The organism is Mesorhizobium sanjuanii (genome assembly GCF_002529485.1).
GTDB classification, from domain to species: domain Bacteria; phylum Pseudomonadota; class Alphaproteobacteria; order Rhizobiales; family Rhizobiaceae; genus Mesorhizobium; species Mesorhizobium sanjuanii.
In genome coordinates, this window is the sequence record NZ_NWQG01000050.1 from 43,472 (window position 1) to 62,816 (window position 19,345).

Here is a 19,345-nt window from a genome sequence, read left to right on the forward strand (position 1 = left end):
CGGCGGCGCACCTCACGCCTTGCGTTCCCAGCGCCGGTCCGGCGTCTGCTGCCAGTAGGTCACTGTGTGGCCTGCGTCCTTCATCGTCTTCCAATGGGTGCGCGCGGCCTCGACCTGGGCCGCGTCGTGGCCGTCGAACAGGAACACGGCGCGTTCATAGCCGGCAAGTTCGGGCGGCGGCGCGCCATCGACGAGGAAGCGGATCTGCGCCTCGTTCGGGTTTTCCTGGCCGGTGGTCAGAAGGATCGGCTGCTCGGCAGGATAGGCTTCGCGATCGGTCGCATGCGCAAGGAACGAATCGTCGCGGAACGTCCACAGATGCTGGTCCAGCGCGTCGCGCCGCTCCTCGGTGCCGGTCTGCACCACGGCGCGCCAACCGCGATCGACGCTGCGCTCGAGCAGGCCGGGCAGCGCATCCTCCAGCGTCGATTCGGTCAGGTGATAGAACAGGACTTCGGCCATGGTTGTGCCTCTGGAGCAATTCCAGGAAAAGTGTGTAGCGGTTTTCCGTCAGGAATTGCGTAAAAACAGAGATTAAGGCCTCACCCCTCATAGTTGTCGCGCACCAGACGGTCGAGCAGCCTGACGCCGAAGCCGGAACCCCATGACTGGTTGATCTCGCTGGGAGGCGCGCCCATCGCGGTGCCGGCGATGTCGAGATGGGCCCAGGGCGTGTCCTTGACGAAGCGCTGCAGGAATTGCGCCGCGATGATGGCGCCGCCGTAGCGGCCGCCGATGTTCTTCATGTCGGCGTTTTTCGAATCGATCAGCTTGTCGTATTCGGCGCCGAGCGGCATTCGCCACAGCCGTTCCTGCGTCGACTGCCCGGCCGTGGTCAACCTGTCGGCCAGTTCGTCATTGTTGGAGAACAGGCCGGCATAGTTCTGGCCGAGCGCTACCATGATGGCGCCGGTCAGCGTCGCCAGATTGACCATGAATTTCGGCTGGAAACGGTCGTTGCAGTACCACAGCGCATCAGCCAGAACGAGCCGGCCTTCGGCATCGGTGTTCAGCACCTCGATGGTCTGGCCGGACATCGAGGTGACGATGTCACCCGGGCGTTGGGCATGGCCGTCGACGGCATTTTCGACCAGTCCGATGACGCCGACGACATTGGCCTTGGCCTTGCGTGAGGCCAGCGCATGCATCAGTCCGGTCACTGCGGCCGCACCGCCCATGTCGCCCTTCATGTCCTCCATGCCGGAGGCCGGCTTCATCGAATTGCCGCCGGTGTCGAAGGTGACGCCCTTGCCGACGAAAGCGACCGGACTGTCCTTGGCCTTGCCGCCGTTCCACTGCATGACGGCCATGCGGGCGCCGCGCGGCGAGCCTTGCGCGACGCCGAGCAACGAGCCCATGCCGAGCTTCTTCATCTCCTTCTCGGCCAGGATCTCGACCTTGACGCCGAGCGCTTCCAGTTCGCTGGCGCGGGCGGCGAATTCCACCGGGCCAAGGATGTTGGCCGGTTCGTTGACCAGATCGCGCGCCAGGAGCACGCCGTCGATCACCGCCACCTCGTCGGCAAAGGCCCTTTTCGCAGCCGCCGGATCGGTGGTGTGGATGGTCACCTTGACCGGCTTCTTGGGTTCGGCCTTCTTGCCGCCATGCCGGCCGTCGCCATTGTCCTTTTTCGTCTTGTATTTGTCGAAGGCATAGCTGCGCAGCAGGATACCAGCGGCAAGTTGCGCCGCCTGCGTGCCGCCGCCGGCTGCACCCGGCAGGTCGAGCACGACGACCACCTCGGTCGCCTTGCGCAGGGACGCGGCGATGGTGCCGCCAAGCTTCAGCCAGGCATGGTCGTCGAGCCCCGACTCCTTGCCGGCGCCGACCGCCACCAGCCGGTCGAGCGATGTCCCCTCCGGCGCCAGCACTTCAACCAGGCTGGCGAATTTGCCGGAAAAGTCGGCCACCGGAAACGCCCGCTCCAAGGTCTTTGCCGGATCGCAGGCCTTTGCCGCCTCGCCGAGGCTGCTATCGTCGGCCACCAGCACGAAGACGCTGCCCTTTTTGGGCGCCGCGAATTTGGCGAAGGCGATCGAAGGTCTCGAAGTCATCATGTCCTGCTTTCGGCGAAGTGCGTTGGGTTTTCAGGGGAGCGCGTTGAAGATGCACGACATTTGCCCGTTTTCCGATCAAAAAAACCATCCTCTTTTTCGACCCTTGATTTTGTTCACCTTTTTGCCGGTTTTTGCCCTGCTATTCCTCGTGACAGTTCCGGGCTCCCACGGGCGACGATCGCGGCGCGCTGCAAATCACCAGCCCCGGCCGACGATCTGCTGCGTGATCGCCTTGGCTTGGATACGGGCATTGGCGAAACAGCCACGAATGCTTGGCCGCATGCCGGTAAACCACAGGCCGGGCAGTTTCGGGTCGGTCTCGCCGCCATTGAAAAGCGGCACGCCATTGCCGTCCAGCACACCAAGCTTGCCGACCATGCGTTCGAGCCCGGTGCGATAGCCCGTCGCCGCGATGACGATATCGGGGGCGATCAGCTTGTCATTGCCCAGGATCACGCCGTCGCGGGTGAATTCGCGCACTGTCGGCACCACGATGATCTTGCCGCCCTTGATGGCGCGGACGGCGCCGTCGTCGGTTGCGATTGCGGTGTAGTCGTCAGTCAGGCGGCTCGCGCCTCCCGAGGGCGCTTTCGGCATGCCGAATTTCGTCAGGTCGCCGAAAACCAGGCGCTGTGTCGCGGCCATCGCCGCATCGGCGAGCCACAACGGCAGGCGGGCCATGAACGGCGAAAGCCTGTGAACGGCGATCTTGCCGATACGCTTGGGCAGGATCGAGGGACCATTGCGAGCCGACAGCCAGATGTTTCTGGTCTCTATACCTGCAAGATGATTGAGCACGTCGAAGCCCGAATTGCCGGCGCCGACGACCAGCACTTTTTGTCCAACATAGTCCTCGGCTCTGCCAAAATCCGCCGAATGGATGATCCGGCCGGCAAAGGCGCCTGCCCCCTTCCACGCGGGAATGAAAGGCTGCCGGTCGCGCCCGGTGGCGATGACGACATGGCGCGCCAACCGGGGACCGATATTGGTCCCTACAACCCAATGATCGCCTTTGAACGCGATCTCCTCGACGGCGGCGTCGAACTCTACCGGCAGGCTGTGTGTCCGGCTGAAATCGTTCAGATGGCGGATGACAGCGGTTTTGTGGGGAAAAGCCGGTGTGCCGACGGGAAAGCCGACGCCAGGCAGCGTCGAGAGATCGCGATGCGAATTGAGGTGCAAACGTTCGTGCCGCCGATGCCAGGGTTCGGCGAGCCGGCTTTCCTTCTCCAGGATGACCGTCGGGACGCCGGCCTCGATCAGTGCATGGGCGGCCGCCAGCCCGGCAGCGCCGGCGCCAATCACGATCACACCGTGCGAGTGCGATACCTCCCCGGTTTGACCGCGCAATTCCCTGACGTCCATACCTGCACCTGTCACAGTCACGGCGGCCGCAACCTTGGTCGGCGCGACATTTGGTCGTTTTCCCTCATTAGGCAAGACTTTGCCGGAATCACACCCCATATGGCACATGGAATCGATGGGCGATTCGTCGCGGCCCGGCCCCGCTTTCCTGCCGCAACCTCTTGTTAACCATCGATGTTGGCCTTTTCTTATCCATTGCCGCCGACACTGCGACCCGCTGAACGGGCGTGGGACGGGAGCCGGATCGAGCCGCTTGAGGGAACCGTCCAATGGAGCCAGTTGTGCGGCCGCCGCCGGGCGACTACCTTGTCCGGAGGCATGATGCCGTTCGGCAAAATCGAGAAAAGCCTTCATGAGGGTCGTTGAACGCTACATCATGCGTCGCGCGCTGGCGGTCTTCCTCGCGGCGCTCATCTGGACGCTGGCAATCGTGTGGACGACGCAGGTGCTCGCCCGCATCGACCTCGTCACAGACAGCGGCCAATCGGCGCTGACCTTTTTCGAGGTCGCGGCGCTGATCATTCCATCGATCGTTCCGATCGTCGTGCCGTTCGCCCTGGTGGTGGCGGTCGCCCAGACGCTCAGCGTCATGAACACCGATTCGGAACTGGCGGTGATCAACGCCGCCGGCGCCTCGCGCTGGACGGTCGTCAGGCCGATCATGCTTCTGGCGCTGGCAGCCAGCGTCTTTTCGTTCGCCGTCGACAATGGCATCGATCCCTATGCCCGCCAGAAAAACCGCGAGCTGGTGGCATCGTCGCGCGCCGACCTGTTGTCGCTGATCATCCAGGAAGGCACTTTCCGCAAGATCGACAATGGCCTGTTCCTGCAGATCGGCGAGCGGCTTCCGGACAACCGGCTCGGCGGCATCTTTGTGGCGGATTCACGTGAGGAAGGCGTCAACCTCATCTACTACGCCAAGACCGGCAGCATTGTCGAACGCGGCGACGAGAAGGTGCTGATGATGAATGACGGCGTCATTCATCGCGAAACGCTGACCGGCGACCTGTCGGTCATCCGCTTCACCTCCTATGCCTTCGATCTGTCCGCCTTCATGTCGGCTTCCTCGGACATACTGCTTTTGCCGAAGGATCGGACGACGCAGTACCTGCTCAACCCGAGCCCCAACGACAAGATATACCAGCAAAGGCCGAACAGGTATCTGGCCGAGCTCAATCAGCGCTTTTCCGAATGGTCCTATTCGCTCGTTTTCGCGCTGATCGCGCTTGCCGTCGCGGGAGACGCACGCTCGCACCGCGAGGCGCGCGTCCACCCCTTGATCACGGCCATCGCGATTGCGCTTTTCGTGCGCTGGCTAGGCTTCTTTGCCGCGGGAAAGGCCGACAAGGTTCCGCAATACGCCTATATGGTCTACGGCGTTCCAATCGTGTCATCCGCGGTCGCAATATGGTTCATCGTCTCCAACCGGACCATGGAACTGCCGGTCGCCTGGGCCGACTGGATGACGAATTTCGCCAGCCGCTTCACTGATGGCTGGAACGCTTTCAAGGCCCGCTTTGCCAGGCGCGGCACTTCCGGCCAGGAGGTCGGCTGATGGGTTGGACTCTAGGTCGCTACTTCTTCTTCCGCTATGTGACGATTACCGTCTGGTTTTTCATCGGCCTGCTGGCGCTGGTGTTCCTGATCGATTTCACCGAACTTTCCGGCCGCACGACCGGCCTGCCGGGCTTCACCTACGGGACGGCGCTTGCCATTTCAGGCCTGAGGATGCCGATGATCATGCTGCAGACGGTGCCGTTCGTCGGCCTGTTCTCGGCGATGGCGACGCTGGTCTCGCTCAATCGCAAGTATGAGTTGGTCATCGCGCGTTCCGCTGGCGTTTCCGCATGGCAGTTCCTGCTGCCGTGCTGCATCGGGGCACTGCTGTTCGGCGTGCTGTCGGTGGGGATCATCAACCCGATCGCCGCGCATGCCTTTTCCTGGTCCGAGCAAATCGAGGCCCAGCTCCGTTCCGGCAAGTCAAACGCCGTGTCGGCCGACGCAGCGCCATGGATCCGGCAGAAAACCAGCGCGGGCGACACAATCATCGGTGCGCGCTCGATCCTCAACCAGGGCCTGGAGATGGCCGACGCCGTCTTCTTCGTCCTCAGCCCGCAGGGCGATATCGTCGAACGCAAGGACGCAGCGCACGCCTTTTTGCGGGATGGTTACTGGGAGTTGCAGGACGTCAAGGTGTTTCGCGACGGCAACATTGAATCGCTGGCGAGCGACCGGGTCGCGACCAATCTCAAGCCCGAATTCGTGCAAGAGCGGCTGGCGCGCCCCGAAACCATCCCGTTCTACGATCTGCCCGGCAAGATCGAAGTTGCCCGCTCCTTCGGCCTCAAGGCAAATGCCTTTGCCATGCAGTTCGATTCGCTGGTGGCACTGCCGTTCCTGCTCGTCGCCATGACGCTGATTGCGGCAACAGTTTCAATGCGATTTGCGAGGATGGGGCAATCGGCGACGATGATTCTGGGTGGCGTCATGGCCGGGTTTCTGCTTTATGTCGTATCGGTGCTGGTCAAGGCATTCGGCGTAGCGGGATTCGTACCCACGGCCGTGGCTGCTTGGGTTCCGGTTGTCGTGGCTATGTTCTTCGGGGTGACGTTCCTGCTGTACAAGGAAGACGGCTAGTGAGGGAAGCGGTTTTGCCCAGCCATAGGCAGGCCGGTTTGGCACGCCTCTATGGGGCGAGCGCCTTGGCGTGCCTGTTTGCCTGCGTCCCCGTCAATGTCCCGGTTTTGGCCCAGGAAATCGGCGACATGGCAGCGAGCGTTCCCGCCGGCTCGCAAATGCTGCTGGCTGCCGATACGCTGGTCTATGACAACGACAACAACACGGTAACGGCCGTCGGCGGCGTCCAGATCGATTATGGCGGCAACCGCCTCGTCGCCCAGCGGGTCGAATATGACCGCAACACCAAGCGCCTGGTCGCCAGCGGCAATGTCGCGGTCGTCAACAGCGACGGCACCAAGATCTACTCGCAGCATGTCGACATCACCGACGATTTCGCCGACGGTTTCGTCAATGCGCTGCGTGTCGAGACCGTCGACAAGGCGTATTTCGCAGCCGAAAGCGCCGAACGCATGGGCGGCGTGCTGACGACGTTCCACAATGGCGTCTACACGGCGTGCGAGCCGTGCGAGGACAAGCCCGACAAGGCGCCGACCTGGCGCATCAAGGCCAGGAAGATCATCTGGAACGGCGAGAAGAAGACGGTTCGCTTCGAGAATTCGAATTTCGAGTTCTTTGGCTTTCCGCTGGCCTATCTGCCGGCCTTCGAGATCGCCGACCCGACCGTCAAGCGCAAGAGCGGCTTCCTGATCCCCGGCATCGCTTACAAGAGCGACCTCGGCGTTGGTATCAAGGTCCCCTATTATTTCGCGCTCTCGCCCACCTACGACCTCACCGTCACCGGCAGCGGCTACACCAAGCAGGGTTTCCTTGGCGAAGCCGAGTGGCGCCAGCGCTTCAACAATGGCCAGTATAGCCTGAAGATCGCTGGCATCCGCCAGCAGGACCCCGACGAGTTCATCGACAGCAACGGGCACAATGTCGATTCGGGCGCCCCCGGTGACCCCAACAAGTTCCGCGGCATGATGGGCACCAAGGGCCAGTTCGCCATCAATCCGCGCTGGGACTTCGGCTGGGACGTGTTGTTGCAATCCGACAAGAACTTCTCGCGTACTTACGCCATCGAGGACTTCAACGATTACGTCCACCAGTCCTCGATCTACCTGACCGGCCTCAATGGCCGCAACTATTTCGACGTGCGCGCCATGCGCTTCGAGGTTCAGGAAAACACGCTTGCCAGCGATCCGACGGCACGCTCCGCCAAGCAACCCTGGGTGCTGCCCTCGCTCGACTACGCCTATATTCCCGACATGGCCGTGGCCGGCGGACAATTGTCGTTCAACGTCAATGCGCGGGCCATCAGCCGCGACAGGCTGGATACGGCTCTGGCCAACTCGGCCGACCCCAGTTCCATCAACAATGTACGCGGCATCGAGGGCCAATCCGGCCGCCTCACCGCCGAGGCCGAGTGGAAGCGCACATTCACCACCGATGGCGGACTGCTTCTGACGCCGCTCCTGGCGCTGCGCGGCGACGCCAGCTATCTCAACGCCTCTTCGGGCTCGCTCGCCGCGGTCAACCAGATGGCGACCAATCTCGGTGTCAGCGACGATTTGGACTCCTCGCTCGCCCGTTACATGGCGACCGCCGGGTTTGAAATGCGCTGGCCGGTGCTGTTCTCGATGCCAAGTTCGAGCCATATCCTCGAGCCGATGGCGCAAGTCTTCGTGCGTCCGAACGAGCAATATGTCGGCGGCCTTGCGGTTCCCAACGAAGACGCCCAGAGTTTCGTCTTCGACGCCACGACATTGTTCGAACGCGACAAGTTCTCCGGTTACGATCGCATGGAAGGCGGCAGCCGCGCCAATGTCGGCCTGCGTTATTCCGGCGCCTATGACAATGGCTGGAGCACCAACGCGTTGTTCGGCCAATCCTACCAGCTTGGCGGCCAGAACTCCTTCGCCGCGCCGGACCTGGTCAATGTCGGCGCTTATTCAGGCCTTGAGACCTCGACCTCCGACTATGTCGGCCTCGTCGGATTCAATAGCCCCAGCGGCTTCTCCGGTTCGATCAGCGGCCGTTTGGACGAGCAGACCTTCGAGGTCCGCCGCGCGGAGGTGAAGGCCGCCTATTCCGGCCTGCCGATTTCGCTCAGCGCCAAATATGCCTTCATCCAGGCGCAGCCGCTCTATGGCTTCGAAACCGATCGCCACGAGGTCACGCTCGGCGCGTCGACGCATCTTGCCGAGAACTGGCGCGTCTTCGGCACCGGCACCTACGACCTGGAGCAGAGTGTCCTGGTCAAGGACGGGGTCGGCTTTGCCTATAATGATTCTTGCTTCACCTATTTGATGACGTTCTCGGAGACCCGGGACCTGGACACCAAGGAGGTGTCGCAGAACATCGGCTTCAACCTGTCGTTCCGCACGCTCGGCGATTTCGGCTCGTCGCAAAGCTCCATCGACACCATCCAGTAGCGCGACTGGCCAGTAGCGCGACTGGCCAGTAGCGGCGACGGGCCAGTAGCAGCGACTCGATGGACAGCGCCCGCGCAGCCTTTCGGACACGCAAAGGACGCTATAGAACTTTAATTTGGCGTATGATCGTTGCCGAAATCGATTCCGATTCCGGAATGATGCGCCGACGACATCGTTTCGCCGCATAGAGTAGGCACGGCTTTCGGCTCCCTTGATTAGAATAGAATGAGCCAAGCTGAGATAGAATTGGGATGCTTTCGATGAGGAATTACCTCTTTTCGGCAGGGTTGGCGCTGCTGGTGGCGGCGGCCTCTGTCTCGATCACCGCGACGGCGTCGCCGGCTTTCGCCAGCGAGATCAAATATGTCGTCAACAACATACCGATCACCACCGGCGACATCGCGCACCGGGCCGCGTTCCTGAAACTACAGCGCAAGAAGGGCAGCGCTTCCGACGAAATGATCGACCAGACGCTGCGCGTCGCGGAAGCCAAGCGTCTCGGCATCCGCATCAGCGACGCCCAGGTCAATGCCGCCTACCAGCGCTTTGCCACGACCAACAAGATGCAGCTCAAGCAGCTCGATGGCGTCATGGCGCAGTCCGGCGTCAGCAAGGAGCACTTCAAGGAATTCATCCGCGCCCAGATGGCCTGGAACCAGGCGCTGAGCGCTCGCTACCGCTCCGGCGAAGGCGGCTCCGTGAGCGAGCAGGACGCAGTCAGGCGCATGCTCGACAAGGGCGGGGCCAAGCCCTCAGCCATGGAATACATGCTGCAGCAAGTCATCTTCGTGGTGCCGGCGGCCGAGCGCAGCGCGACGCTGGCCAAGCGCAAGCGCGAGGCCGACGCCATGCGCGCGCGTTTCAATGGCTGCAACACCACGCGCGAATTCGCCAAGGGCCTGATCGACGTCACCGTCCGCGACCTCGGCCGGGTGCTGGCGCCGCAATTGCCGCCGGATTGGGCCGAGCAGATCAAGGCCACCAAGGTTGGCGGCGCTACCGCAACGCGCGAGACGGACCGCGGCGTCGAGTTCATCGGCATCTGCTCGTCGCGCGAAGTGTCGGACGACAAGGCCGCCCAGATGGTGTTCCAGAGCGAAGGCTCGAACGACAAGAACGCCGACGAACTCTCCACGAAGTATGTCGAGGAGTTGCGGAAGAAAGCCCGCATCGTCGAGCGCTGAAGTCGACATAGCCGTGCCGGACGAAAAGCTTCCGCTGGCGTTGAGCGTCGGCGATCCGTCCGGCGTGGGGCCGGAGATCGCCATCGCCGCCTGGCAGGCGCGTGATAGCGCCGGTCTGCCGCCTTTTTATCTCCTCGCCGATCCCGCACTGATTGATGCAAGGGCGCGTCGGCTCGGCGCCAGCGTGGCGATGGTGGAAACCACGCCGGCCAAAGCGCCAGAAGTCTTTGTCCACGCGCTGCCGATCGTGCCGCTTGCCGCCCGCTCCATCGATAGTCCCGGCCAGCCGGATCCGGCCAACGCCGCCGGCATCATCGAGGCTATCGACCGCGCCGTTGCCGACTGCCTTGGCGGCCGCGCCGCAGCGGTCGTCACGTGCCCGATCGCCAAGAAGCCGCTCTACGATGCCGGCTTCCGCTTTCCCGGCCATACCGAATACCTGGCGCATCTGGCATCGCTCCATACCGGCGCGGACGCCATGCCGGTGATGCTGCTTGCCGGCCCGGAGCTGCGCACCGTCCCGGTCACCATCCACATTGCGCTCTCCGAGGTGCCGAAAGCGCTGACGAGCGACCTGATCGTCGCGACCGCCCGCATCACCGCCACCGACCTCGAACATCGCTTCGGCATCGCCAGGCCGCGGCTTGCCATTGCCGGCCTCAATCCGCATGCCGGCGAAGGCGGCGCGATGGGCGCCGAGGACGAGCATATCATCCGCCCGGCAATCGAGAGGCTGAGGGCGGAAGGCATCGACGCTTTCGGGCCATTGCCGGCCGATACGATGTTCCATGCCCGTGCACGGGCCGGCTACGACGTGGCAATCTGCATGTATCACGACCAGGCGCTGATCCCCGCCAAGGCGCTGGCTTTCGACGAAGCGGTCAACGTGACGCTCGGCCTGCCCTTCATCCGCACGTCGCCGGACCACGGCACCGCCTTCGACATCGCCGGCAAGGGCCTGGCCCGGCCCGATAGCCTGATTGCGGCGCTGAAACTCGCCCGCCGGCTGGCCGATAGCGAAACGAAGGCCGCGGCCGCATGAGCGTCCTTGCATGAGCATGGACGGCCTGCCGCCGCTGCGCGCGGTGATCGAGAGCCACGGGCTGCAGGCGAAGAAGTCGCTCGGCCAGAATTTCCTGCTCGACCTCAACCTGACCGGCAAGATCGCGCGCGCCGCCGGCGACCTGACCGAGGCAGCGGTGATCGAGGTCGGCCCCGGCCCCGGCGGGCTGACCAGGGCGCTGCTCTTCAGCGGCGCACGACGGGTGATCGCCGTCGAGCGCGACGAGCGGTGCCTGGAAGCGCTCGCCGAAGTCTCCAACCATTATCCCGGTCGGCTTGAGGTCATTGCCGGCGATGCGCTGAAGATGGATTTCGCCTCCCTTGCCGGCGCGGCAAGCGGCGGTCCCGTGAAGATCGTCGCCAACCTGCCCTATAATATCGGTACCGAACTCTTGATCCGCTGGCTGACGGTCACCGAGTGGCCGCCCTTCTATGCGTCGATGACACTGATGTTCCAGCGCGAGGTGGCCGAGCGCATCGTCGCCCGCCCCGGCAGCGATGCCTATGGCCGGCTCGGCGTGCTGGCCGGCTGGCGGACAGAGGCAAAAATCGCCTTCGACGTGCCGCCACAGGCGTTCACGCCACCGCCCAAAGTGACATCCTCGGTGGTGCACCTTGTGCCGCGCGCCAGTCCCCTTCCTGCTGAAGTGAAAAAACTCGGCCGCGTCACCGAAGCAGCGTTCGGCCAGCGCAGAAAGATGCTGCGGCAAAGCGTGAAAAGCCTCGGCGGCGAAGCGCTGCTCATTCGCGCCGGCATCGATCCGACACGGCGCGCCGAGACGCTCAGCGTCGAGGAATTCGTGCGGCTCACCAACTCGGTTTAGCTCTCTTCTCCCCGTTCACGGGGAGAAGATGCCGGCAGGCAGATGAGGGGCGGCGCGAACCAGCCAAAGTATGGCTCTGCCCCTCATCCGGCCCTTCGGGCCACCTTCTCCCCGTGAACGGGGAGAAGGCAGGAAGATCAATCCGTCTGCTCGTCCAACAGCCCTGACACAAAATCGAACAGGCCGGGCCGGCGGTCGCGCCTCAGCCGCTCGGCGGTGACGATGCCGCGGACCTCGGCGAAGGCACGGTCGAGATCGTCGTTGACGATGACGAAATCATATTCCTTCCAGTGCTCGATCTCGTTGCGGGCGTTCTTCAGCCGCGTCTCGATCACCTGCTCCTGGTCCTCGGCGCGGCGCTTCAACCGCGCCTTCAACTCCTTCATCGACGGCGGCAGGATGAAGATCGAGACGATGTCGGCGCGCATCTTCTCCTTGAGCTGCTGGGCGCCCTGCCAGTCGATATCGAACAGCATGTCGCGGCCTTGCGCCAGCGCCAGTTCCGCCGGCTCGCGCGGCGTCGCGTAGCAATTGCCATGCACTTCGGCCCATTCGAGAAGCGCGTCGGAATCGCGCAGCCGCTCGAATTCGCGCATGGTGCGGAAGTGGTAATGGACACCCTCGATCTCGCTGCCGCGGCGCGGTCGCGTGGTGACGGAGACCGACAGTTCGAGGCTGCCATCGCTTTCCAGCAGATTGCGCGCGATCGTCGACTTGCCGGCGCCGGATGGCGACGACAGCACCAGCATCAGCCCGCGGCGGCGGATGCGCGAACCCAAATCCTTTGCGGTCATGGCAATCAAGGGCTCCTTGGCAACCACGGGTTACTCCAGATTCTGAACCTGTTCGCGAAACTGGTCGACGACCGCCTTCAGTTCCAGCCCGATGGCGGTCACCGCGGCGGCATTCGACTTCGAACACAGCGTATTCGATTCGCGATTGAATTCCTGCGCCAGAAAATCGAGCTTGCGGCCAATGGCGCCACCGCCGGCCAGAAGCACCCGGCCCGACGCCACATGCGTCTTCAACCGGTCGATCTCCTCGCGGATGTCGGCCTTGGTGGCCAGGAACGCCGCTTCCATATGCAACCGGCTGGCGTCGAGATTGGCGGAGGCGTCCAGCAGCAATCGCACCTGCTCGGCAATCCTTTCGCGGATCGCCGCCGGCTCGCGCGAGGGGGCGGCCTCGGCTCTGAGCGTCAGCGCCTCGATCGCGTCGATATGGCCGGCCAGCAGCGAACGGAGTGCAGCGCCCTCGCCCTGGCGCGCCTGCTCCAGCCCGCTCAGCGCAATCTCCAGCGCCGACACTATCGCGGTATCGAGCGCGGCTCGCGCCTCTTCGGTCTCGGTGGTTTCCGGGATGTCGAGTACGCCGCGTAGCGAAAGCAGGCCGTCGGCTGTCGCGGGCGCCACGCCGAACTGCTCCTGCAGCCGCTTGGCCAGCCCCGCCAGGTCTTTCAGGAAGTCCTCGTTGACCACCGGCTGGATCTGCGCGCCGGCAGCGCGGCCAATGGTCAGCGTCGCCTGGAAATTACCGCGCGCAAAGCGCTTCTGTATCGTCTGCCTGACTGCGGGCTCCAGCCGCTCGAAGCCCTGCGGCAGCCGCAGCCTGACCTCGACGCTCTTGCCGTTGACGGATTTGACCTCCCAGGCGATCGACGTGCCGTCGTGCTCGGCGACAGCACGCGCAAAACCGGTCATGCTCTGCAAATTCATGATGCCGCGTATCCCCCTTGCGCATGATCCCTGGCGCTTCCGGACCAGAACCATGGCAGCTCTAAAATGCGGAGCGTTCCCTGCACGTGGTATCGGCTTTAGAACGCTTTTGTCAAAATATCAGCGCGTCCCTTGCCGCGGGCGCGATTTCAAATGTCCGGGCTACTGAGCGGTACCCGCATCGCCATCGGCGTCGCCGCCTTCCACCGGCGCATCGGTCTGGCCGTCCACCTTGGCATCACCGGCCTTGGCGGCGTCCTCGACCTGCTTCTTCTGCAGTGCCCGGTAGCGAGCGACGTTTTCATTGTGCTCGGCAAGCGTCGCGGCAAAAACGTGGCCGCCGGTGCCGTCGGCAACGAAATAAAGGTCTGCGGTTTTCGACGGATTGGCCACGGCCTCCAGTGAGGCGCGGCCGGGATTGGCGATCGGCGTCGGCGGCAGGCCATTGATCAGATAGGTGTTGTAGGGCGTCGGCTTCTTGATGTCCGACTGGTAGATCGGGCGATCGGCGGGTTTGCCCTTGCCGCCAAACAGACCATAGATGATGGTCGGATCCGACTGCAGCCGCATGCCTTTGGCCAACCGGTTGAGGAAAACGGCAGCGACCCGCGAGCGTTCATCGCCCTTGCCCGTCTCCTTCTCGACGATCGAAGCCAGGATGACGAAGTCTTCGACATTGGCCAGAGGCAGGTCGGGGGCACGCCGCTGCCAGACATCGTCGACCAGCTTCTTCTGGTCAGCCAGCAATTTGTCGACCATCTGCTGGCGTGTCGCGCCACGCGTGAAGCGCAGCGTGTCGGTGGCGAGGCTGCCCTCGGGCGGAACGGTTGCCGGCATATCGCCGGCAAGCCCGCCCTGGTCGGCTATGCGCTGCAGCGCCTGCTCGACCGTCAGTCCCTCCGGGATGGTCAGCGAATACATCACCGACTTGCCGCTCTTCAGCAACTCCATGATGTCGTGCATGGAAGCGCGCGGCTTGATCTCGTATTCGCCGGCCTTCAGCGCCGAATCGTTGCCATAGGCGCGCACTCCAAGGCGGAAGATGCGGGCATCGCTGATCAACCCGCGCCGCTCGAGCTGGTCGGCGATATCCTGGACGCCGGAATTCGGCTTGACCAGGAATGTGTCGCCATTGGCCGACGGGCCGGGCTCGTTGAATTCCTGCTTGCCGAAATACAGGGCAACACCGGCTGCCAGAACCACCAGCATTATCGAGGTGATGACGAAGTTCATGAACACGACGAACTGGCTGCGCGAGGCGCGCGAGCGCTTGGGCGGCGGCGTACCGGCTTCAGGCCGCAAAGCTTCGCTGGCCGTCTTCGGCACGATCGGGGCGGGCGGCGGCGATTGCCGTTGTCCGAATTCTCCGTTGTCCGCCGGACTTGTGTTCATAACGCCCTACCGTTTGATCTTGCAACGAATCCCCTGCGGCAGAGTAGGGGTGAATATGGCAAAATTGACGACACGCATGGGCCGTGCCGGTCGGCGGACCGGTCAGCCATTGTAACGCTGGAAGACGAGCGAGGCGTTGGTGCCGCCGAAGCCGAAGGAATTGGACAGCGCCACGTCGATCTGGCGCGCGCGCGGTTGGTTCGGCACCAGGTCTATCGCCGTTTCACGCTCGGGATTGTCGAGGTTGATGGTGGCCGGCGCGATGTTGTCGCGGATGGCAAGGATCGAAAAGATCGCCTCGGCCGCCCCGGCCGCTCCCAGAAGATGGCCGATCGACGACTTGGTCGACGACATCGATATTTTCGACGCGGCGTTGCCGACCAGACGCTCGACGGCGCCGAGTTCGATCGTGTCGGCCATGGTCGAAGTGCCGTGAGCGTTGATGTAGTCGACATCGGCGGGCGTCAGCTTGGCCCGGTTCAGTGCCGCCGTCATGCAACGGAAGGCGCCGTCGCCGTCTTCGGCCGGTGCTGTGATGTGATAGGCATCGCCGGTCAGGCCGTAACCGGTGACCTCGGCATAGATCCTGGCGCCGCGCGCCACGGCATGTTCGAGGGCTTCCAGCACGACGACGCCGGCGCCCTCGCCCATCACGAAGCCATCACGGTCGCGGTCATAGGGGCGCGATGCCGTTTGCGGGGCGTCGTTGCGCTCGGTGGACAACGCCCGGCAAGCGGCGAAGCCGGCAATCGAAAGCCGCGTCACCGGCGCTTCGGCACCGCCCGCGACCATGACATCGGCATCGCCCCACATGATCAGGCGGGCGGCATCGCCGATGGCGTGGGCGCCAGTGGAGCAGGCGGTGACCACGGCGTGGTTGGGGCCTTTCAGCCCATGCCGGATCGAGACCTGGCCGGAGACGAGATTGATGATCTGGCCTGGGATGAAGAACGGGCTGATGCGGCGCGGACCGCGCTCCTTCAGGATCATCGCGTTCTCGGCGATGCCTTCGATGCCGCCAATGCCGGAACCGATCAGCACGCCGGTGGCGCACTGCTCCTCATGAGTCTTCGGCGCCCAGCCGGAGTCCTTCAGCGCCTCGTCGGCGGCCGCGATCCCGTATAGGATGAAGTCGCCGATCTTGCGCAGTTCCTTCGGCTCGAGAACGGCCTCCGGATTGAAGGTGGCGTTCTCGCCGTTGCCGCGCGGAATGACGTGGGCGATCTTGCAGGCAAGATCCTCCACTTCGAACTCGGTGATGCGCTTGGCGGCGCTGCGGCCAGTCAGGAGTTCCTTCCAGCTATGCTCGAAGCCCATGCCGAACGGCGAAAGCAGCCCAAGGCCCGTGACGACGACACGCCTCATCGCAGGTCCTCCCAGGTGATGCCTGCGGAAAGCTTCAGGCCGAGGCCTTGTCGATATACTTCACGGCATCGCCGACGGTCAGGATGGTCTCGGCCGCATCGTCGGGAATCTCGACACCGAACTCTTCTTCGAACGCCATGACGAGTTCGACCGTGTCGAGACTGTCCGCGCCCAGATCATCGATGAAGCTCGCCTGCTCCGTCACCTTGTCGGCATCGACGCCAAGGTGCTCGATGACGATCTTCTTGACGCGCTCTGCGGTGTCACTCATTTGGGGCATCCTCGTCTTTTGGTTGTCTGTCTTCGTTAGCGGGCAGAATGCCGCTAATCAAGCTGAAAGATGGTCCTGCCAGAAACGCAACGGCACCGGACCGGTTTTTGCCCGAACCGCCGGGTTGCGGGCCGCATTACACGAAAATCGGTCTGGGTCCAAGGCGAAATGGGTGTTTTCCGCAACTGTCAAATCATCGCCATGCCGCCGTTAACATGAATGGTCTGGCCGGTGACATAGGCAGCCTCGTTGGAAGCGAGGTAGGCGACGGCGGAGGCCACTTCGGCACTGGTGCCCATGCGCCTTGTCGGGATCGCAGCCATGATCGCCTCCTTCTGCTTGTCGTTGAGCTTGTCGGTCATTGCCGATTCGATGAAGCCCGGGGCGACGCAGTTGACGGTGATGTTGCGGGTGGCGATCTCCTGCGCCAGCGACTTGGAAAAACCGATCATGCCGGCCTTGGAAGCGCAGTAATTGGTCTGGCCAGGATTGCCAGTGACGCCGACCACCGAGGTGATGTTGATGATGCGGCCGTGCCGGCGGCGCATCATTGGATGGGTGAGCTCCCGGGTCAGCCGAAACACGGCGGTCAGGTTGACCTCGAGCACGCTGTCCCAGTCGGCGTCCGCCATGCGCACGAACAGCCCGTCCTTGGTGATCCCGGCGTTGTTGACAAGAATGTCGACGCCTTCGAGATCGGCCTCTGCCTTCTGGCCGAGCGCCTCGACCTCGTCGCGGTTCGAAAGATTGGCCGGAAACAGCTTGACCCGATCGCCGAGTTCGGCGGCCAGCGCTTCAAGCTTCTCGACACGCGTGCCATGCAGTCCGACGATGGCGCCTTGCGCATGCAGCACCCTGGCGATCGCCTCGCCGATGCCTCCCGATGCGCCGGTGACGAGCGCCTTGCGGCCGGTCAGTTCGAACATATCCTATCCTCTTCTCAAATCGGGCTTCCTCTCAAATCGGGAAGCCGGCGACCTCGATTATCTGTAGACGTCCCCGCGGTGCCCGATCGTTACCACCAGAATGACAAGCCGGCTGTCCTGCACATCGCAGATAATGCGATAATCCCCAACCCGGTACCTCCAGAAAGTCGCCAAAGGCCCCTTCAGCGGTTTGCCGGCCTCACGCGGATTGTCGAGACCAGCAATGCGATTTTCAATGAAGTCACGGATGCGATGACGTGTCTGCGGATCAAGTTTTTCGACAAATTTGCGCGCCGAGCGGGCATATTCAAGCGTCCAGGCCACGCCAGAAGTCCTCGCTCTTCACGACCTCCTCCTCGCCGCTCCTGATCCGCTCCAGGACCTCGGCCGCGAGGTAGTAGTCCTCAATGTCCTCCAGACCGCGTTCGATAAGCTCGCGCAGATAGTAGGCTTTGCTGCGGCCGGTCCTGGCGGCTAGGAAATCCAGACGCTCTTCGATTTCGGGCGCAAGGCGGATCGAGGTCGGCATGGCGATCTCCGTTGAATACATGTATTCATGTATCGCCGCAGGGACCGAAATTCAAGCCTATTCGGTCAGCCAAGCGCCACCACTGCCACCTCGACATCGGCTGCCGTGCCGACGGCACCGGTGGCGATATCGCGGTTGATGCGCCGCGCCAGTCCCGACAGCACCTTGCCGGCGCCTATTTCATAGAGCGTTGTAACGCCGTTGGCGCCGAACCATTCCACCGTCTCGCGCCAGCGCACGCGTCCGGTCACTTGCTCGACTAGGCGCCGCGCGATTTCGTCCGGATCGCCGGTCGGAGTGACAGAAACGTTGGAGATCACAGGCACGACCGGCGCGTGCTTGGCGACGCCGGCCAGCGCCTCGCGCATGATCTCGGCCGCCGGCTTCATCAGCGCCGAATGGAAAGGCGCCGAGACCTGCAGCATCAGTGCCCGTTTGGCGCCCTTTTCCGTGCATAGTCTTGCCGCCAGTTCGACGGCGGACCTGGCGCCCGAGATGACGAGCTGGCCACCGCCATTGTCGTTGGCGATCTGGCAGACTGACCCCCTGGACGCCTCCGCGCAGGCGGCTTCGACATCGGCCTGTTCCAGCCCGATGATCGCCGCCATGGCGCCCTCGCCGGCCGGCACCGCCGCCTGCATGGCGTTGCCGCGGATGCGCAGCAGCCGGGCGGCATCCGCGACCGAAACGAAACCGGCGGCGGCAAGTGCCGAATATTCGCCGAGCGAATGTCCGGCGACATAGGCGACCTTGTCCTTCAACGAGAAGCCGCGCGATTCCAGCGCCCGGATCGCGGCAAGCGAGACCGCCATCAGCGCCGGCTGGGCATTGGCGGTAAGCGTCAGCGTTTCTTCCGGCCCCTCCCAGATCAGCTTCGACAGCTTCTCACCGAGCGCATCGTCGACCTCTTCGAAGATTTTCCGCGATTCCGCAAATGCTTCGGAGAGATCCTTGCCCATGCCGACAGCCTGGCTGCCCTGTCCCGGAAAGGTGAATGCGACGGCCATATGCGGCTCCCAGAGGCTGGTTTTCCCTGCCTGTGACCAAGGCGGCCGGGCAAGTCAAGTCCGTGATGAGCCGATCCGCAGCCGTTTCGGAACAGCGATGGCGGCCGAGCGCCTGTTCCAAAAGGCTTTTTGGCGATCACTCATGATGAAAATCGCTCACGAATCGTTTGCTGGCTCTTCTTATTTTCGCCACAGGCGCTAGCTTTTCGTGACAGTACGATGACATTTCAGTGAAGCTAATGTTACGGGCCGGGGAAAGATCAAGGTGGCAAGGATTAGAAAAGGCGCGGGCAAGGCTGCGCCACAGTTTCTGGAAGGCGATCCGTCCACCGGCTATCTGCCGGGGCGGAAATGGCCGGTTATCCGCTATGGCCTCGCCAGCCTGCTCGCCGCCACCATCCTGGTGTTTGCGATCGAATTGATCGTGCGCGGCGATTTCGCCGGCACGGTCTCCTTCTTCCTGCAGCCCTTCAAGCCGGGCTGGACCACCATTATCATCTTCGCCCTGGTTCTGGTCGGGCTCGACGCCGTGCTCGGCCGCAGCCACCAGAGCCTGATGATCGTCGCGCCGCTGGCGCTGGCGCTGGCCTTTGT

The 19,345-nt window shown here is 63.3% G+C and carries 18 protein-coding genes and 1 pseudogene; 7 read left to right on the top strand and 12 right to left on the bottom strand.

Annotation, left to right across the window (positions count from 1 at the left end):
* Positions 1 to 12 precede the first annotated feature (12 nt).
* From CN311_RS10275 to CN311_RS10285, 3 genes are all read right to left on the bottom strand, one after another.
* Complete coding sequence (locus CN311_RS10275; protein WP_097573364.1) at positions 13 to 462, bottom strand: DNA polymerase III subunit chi; 450 nt, start codon at positions 460 to 462, stop codon at positions 13 to 15.
* Positions 463 to 542: 80 nt separating this feature from the next.
* Entirely contained in the window at positions 543 to 2,054 is a 1,512-nt protein-coding gene (locus CN311_RS10280; protein WP_097573401.1) for a leucyl aminopeptidase, read from the bottom strand.
* A 198-nt stretch (positions 2,055 to 2,252) separates the two neighbouring features.
* A complete protein-coding gene (locus CN311_RS10285; protein WP_097573366.1) occupies positions 2,253 to 3,422 on the bottom strand; it encodes a flavin-containing monooxygenase in 1,170 nt (389 codons plus the stop codon).
* A gap of 352 nt (positions 3,423 to 3,774) precedes the next feature.
* Here CN311_RS10285 and lptF point away from each other — a divergent pair, with 352 nt between their 5' ends.
* From lptF to rsmA, 6 genes are all read left to right on the top strand, one after another.
* On the top strand, positions 3,775 to 4,977 hold the full coding sequence (gene lptF, locus CN311_RS10290; protein WP_097573368.1) for an LPS export ABC transporter permease LptF: 1,203 nt from the start codon (positions 3,775 to 3,777) through the stop codon (positions 4,975 to 4,977).
* Positions 4,974 to 6,059 carry an LPS export ABC transporter permease LptG gene (lptG, locus tag CN311_RS10295; RefSeq protein ID WP_208866470.1) on the top strand — a complete coding sequence of 362 codons (1,086 nt, stop codon included), beginning with the start codon at positions 4,974 to 4,976 and terminating at the stop codon, positions 6,057 to 6,059. Before lptF ends, lptG begins: the two co-directional genes overlap by 4 nt.
* On the top strand, positions 6,059 to 8,476 hold the full coding sequence (locus tag CN311_RS10300; RefSeq protein ID WP_165779652.1) for an LPS-assembly protein LptD: 2,418 nt from the start codon (positions 6,059 to 6,061) through the stop codon (positions 8,474 to 8,476). Before lptG ends, CN311_RS10300 begins: the two co-directional genes overlap by 1 nt.
* Positions 8,477 to 8,727: 251 nt before the next feature.
* The gene (locus tag CN311_RS10305; protein WP_165779653.1) at positions 8,728 to 9,660 is read left to right on the top strand and encodes a peptidylprolyl isomerase; all 933 of its coding nucleotides are present in this window, start codon (positions 8,728 to 8,730) and stop codon (positions 9,658 to 9,660) included.
* Positions 9,661 to 9,673: 13 nt separating this feature from the next.
* Positions 9,674 to 10,702 carry a 4-hydroxythreonine-4-phosphate dehydrogenase PdxA gene (pdxA, locus tag CN311_RS10310; RefSeq protein WP_097573371.1) on the top strand — a complete coding sequence of 343 codons (1,029 nt, stop codon included), beginning with the start codon at positions 9,674 to 9,676 and terminating at the stop codon, positions 10,700 to 10,702.
* 10 nt (positions 10,703 to 10,712) lie between these two features.
* A complete protein-coding gene (rsmA, locus tag CN311_RS10315; RefSeq protein ID WP_097573373.1) occupies positions 10,713 to 11,546 on the top strand; it encodes a 16S rRNA (adenine(1518)-N(6)/adenine(1519)-N(6))-dimethyltransferase RsmA in 834 nt (277 codons plus the stop codon).
* Positions 11,547 to 11,683: 137 nt separating this feature from the next.
* Here rsmA and gmk read toward each other — a convergent pair whose 3' ends face one another.
* From gmk to fabD, 9 genes are all read right to left on the bottom strand, one after another.
* Positions 11,684 to 12,340 carry a guanylate kinase gene (gene gmk, locus CN311_RS10320; protein ID WP_097573407.1) on the bottom strand — a complete coding sequence of 219 codons (657 nt, stop codon included), beginning with the start codon at positions 12,338 to 12,340 and terminating at the stop codon, positions 11,684 to 11,686.
* Positions 12,341 to 12,370: 30 nt separating this feature from the next.
* Positions 12,371 to 13,261, bottom strand: a complete 891-nt coding sequence (locus tag CN311_RS10325; protein ID WP_097573375.1) for a YicC/YloC family endoribonuclease — start codon at positions 13,259 to 13,261, stop codon at positions 12,371 to 12,373.
* A gap of 162 nt (positions 13,262 to 13,423) precedes the next feature.
* Positions 13,424 to 14,653, bottom strand: coding sequence for an endolytic transglycosylase MltG (gene mltG / locus CN311_RS10330; protein WP_097573377.1), 1,230 nt, complete (start codon positions 14,651 to 14,653; stop codon positions 13,424 to 13,426).
* A 102-nt stretch (positions 14,654 to 14,755) separates the two neighbouring features.
* Positions 14,756 to 16,018, bottom strand: a complete 1,263-nt coding sequence (gene fabF, locus CN311_RS10335; protein ID WP_097573379.1) for a beta-ketoacyl-ACP synthase II — start codon at positions 16,016 to 16,018, stop codon at positions 14,756 to 14,758.
* 34 nt (positions 16,019 to 16,052) lie between these two features.
* Positions 16,053 to 16,289 carry an acyl carrier protein gene (locus tag CN311_RS10340; protein WP_006203723.1) on the bottom strand — a complete coding sequence of 79 codons (237 nt, stop codon included), beginning with the start codon at positions 16,287 to 16,289 and terminating at the stop codon, positions 16,053 to 16,055.
* A gap of 188 nt (positions 16,290 to 16,477) precedes the next feature.
* Positions 16,478 to 17,215, bottom strand: a complete 738-nt coding sequence (gene fabG / locus CN311_RS10345; protein WP_097573381.1) for a 3-oxoacyl-[acyl-carrier-protein] reductase — start codon at positions 17,213 to 17,215, stop codon at positions 16,478 to 16,480.
* 57 nt (positions 17,216 to 17,272) lie between these two features.
* Positions 17,273 to 17,539 (bottom strand): type II toxin-antitoxin system RelE family toxin, encoded by a 267-nt coding sequence (locus CN311_RS10350; RefSeq protein WP_097573383.1) that lies wholly within the window; start codon positions 17,537 to 17,539, stop codon positions 17,273 to 17,275.
* Positions 17,523 to 17,744: a type II toxin-antitoxin system RelB family antitoxin gene (gene relB, locus CN311_RS10355; RefSeq protein ID WP_097573409.1), complete on the bottom strand. Its 222-nt coding sequence runs from the start codon at positions 17,742 to 17,744 to the stop codon at positions 17,523 to 17,525. The genes CN311_RS10350 and relB overlap by 17 nt, the downstream gene beginning before the upstream one ends.
* A gap of 65 nt (positions 17,745 to 17,809) precedes the next feature.
* Entirely contained in the window at positions 17,810 to 18,751 is a 942-nt protein-coding gene (gene fabD / locus CN311_RS10360) for an ACP S-malonyltransferase (RefSeq protein WP_097573385.1), read from the bottom strand.
* 265 nt (positions 18,752 to 19,016) lie between these two features.
* On the opposite strand from fabD, the pseudogene CN311_RS10365 reads away from it, so the two are divergent.
* Positions 19,017 to 19,345: pseudogene (locus CN311_RS10365) on the top strand (hypothetical protein); the annotation flags it as partial.

What these genes read in the sequence shown, in the direction of transcription:
- CN311_RS10275 (WP_097573364.1), bottom strand. Translation starts at nt 462, where the DNA reads ATGGCCGAAGTCCTGTTCTATCACCTGACCGAATCGACGCTGGAGGAT.
- CN311_RS10280 (WP_097573401.1), bottom strand. Translation starts at nt 2,054, where the DNA reads ATGACTTCGAGACCTTCGATCGCCTTCGCCAAATTCGCGGCGCCCAAA.
- CN311_RS10285 (WP_097573366.1), bottom strand. Translation starts at nt 3,422, where the DNA reads ATGGACGTCAGGGAATTGCGCGGTCAAACCGGGGAGGTATCGCACTCG.
- lptF (WP_097573368.1), top strand. Translation starts at nt 3,775, where the DNA reads ATGAGGGTCGTTGAACGCTACATCATGCGTCGCGCGCTGGCGGTCTTC.
- CN311_RS10305 (WP_165779653.1), top strand. Translation starts at nt 8,728, where the DNA reads ATGCTTTCGATGAGGAATTACCTCTTTTCGGCAGGGTTGGCGCTGCTG.
- rsmA (WP_097573373.1), top strand. Translation starts at nt 10,713, where the DNA reads ATGAGCATGGACGGCCTGCCGCCGCTGCGCGCGGTGATCGAGAGCCAC.
- gmk (WP_097573407.1), bottom strand. Translation starts at nt 12,340, where the DNA reads ATGACCGCAAAGGATTTGGGTTCGCGCATCCGCCGCCGCGGGCTGATG.
- CN311_RS10325 (WP_097573375.1), bottom strand. Translation starts at nt 13,261, where the DNA reads ATGAATTTGCAGAGCATGACCGGTTTTGCGCGTGCTGTCGCCGAGCAC.
- mltG (WP_097573377.1), bottom strand. Translation starts at nt 14,653, where the DNA reads ATGAACACAAGTCCGGCGGACAACGGAGAATTCGGACAACGGCAATCG.
- fabF (WP_097573379.1), bottom strand. Translation starts at nt 16,018, where the DNA reads ATGAGGCGTGTCGTCGTCACGGGCCTTGGGCTGCTTTCGCCGTTCGGC.
- CN311_RS10340 (WP_006203723.1), bottom strand. Translation starts at nt 16,289, where the DNA reads ATGAGTGACACCGCAGAGCGCGTCAAGAAGATCGTCATCGAGCACCTT.
- fabG (WP_097573381.1), bottom strand. Translation starts at nt 17,215, where the DNA reads ATGTTCGAACTGACCGGCCGCAAGGCGCTCGTCACCGGCGCATCGGGA.
- relB (WP_097573409.1), bottom strand. Translation starts at nt 17,744, where the DNA reads ATGCCGACCTCGATCCGCCTTGCGCCCGAAATCGAAGAGCGTCTGGAT.
- fabD (WP_097573385.1), bottom strand. Translation starts at nt 18,751, where the DNA reads ATGGCCGTCGCATTCACCTTTCCGGGACAGGGCAGCCAGGCTGTCGGC.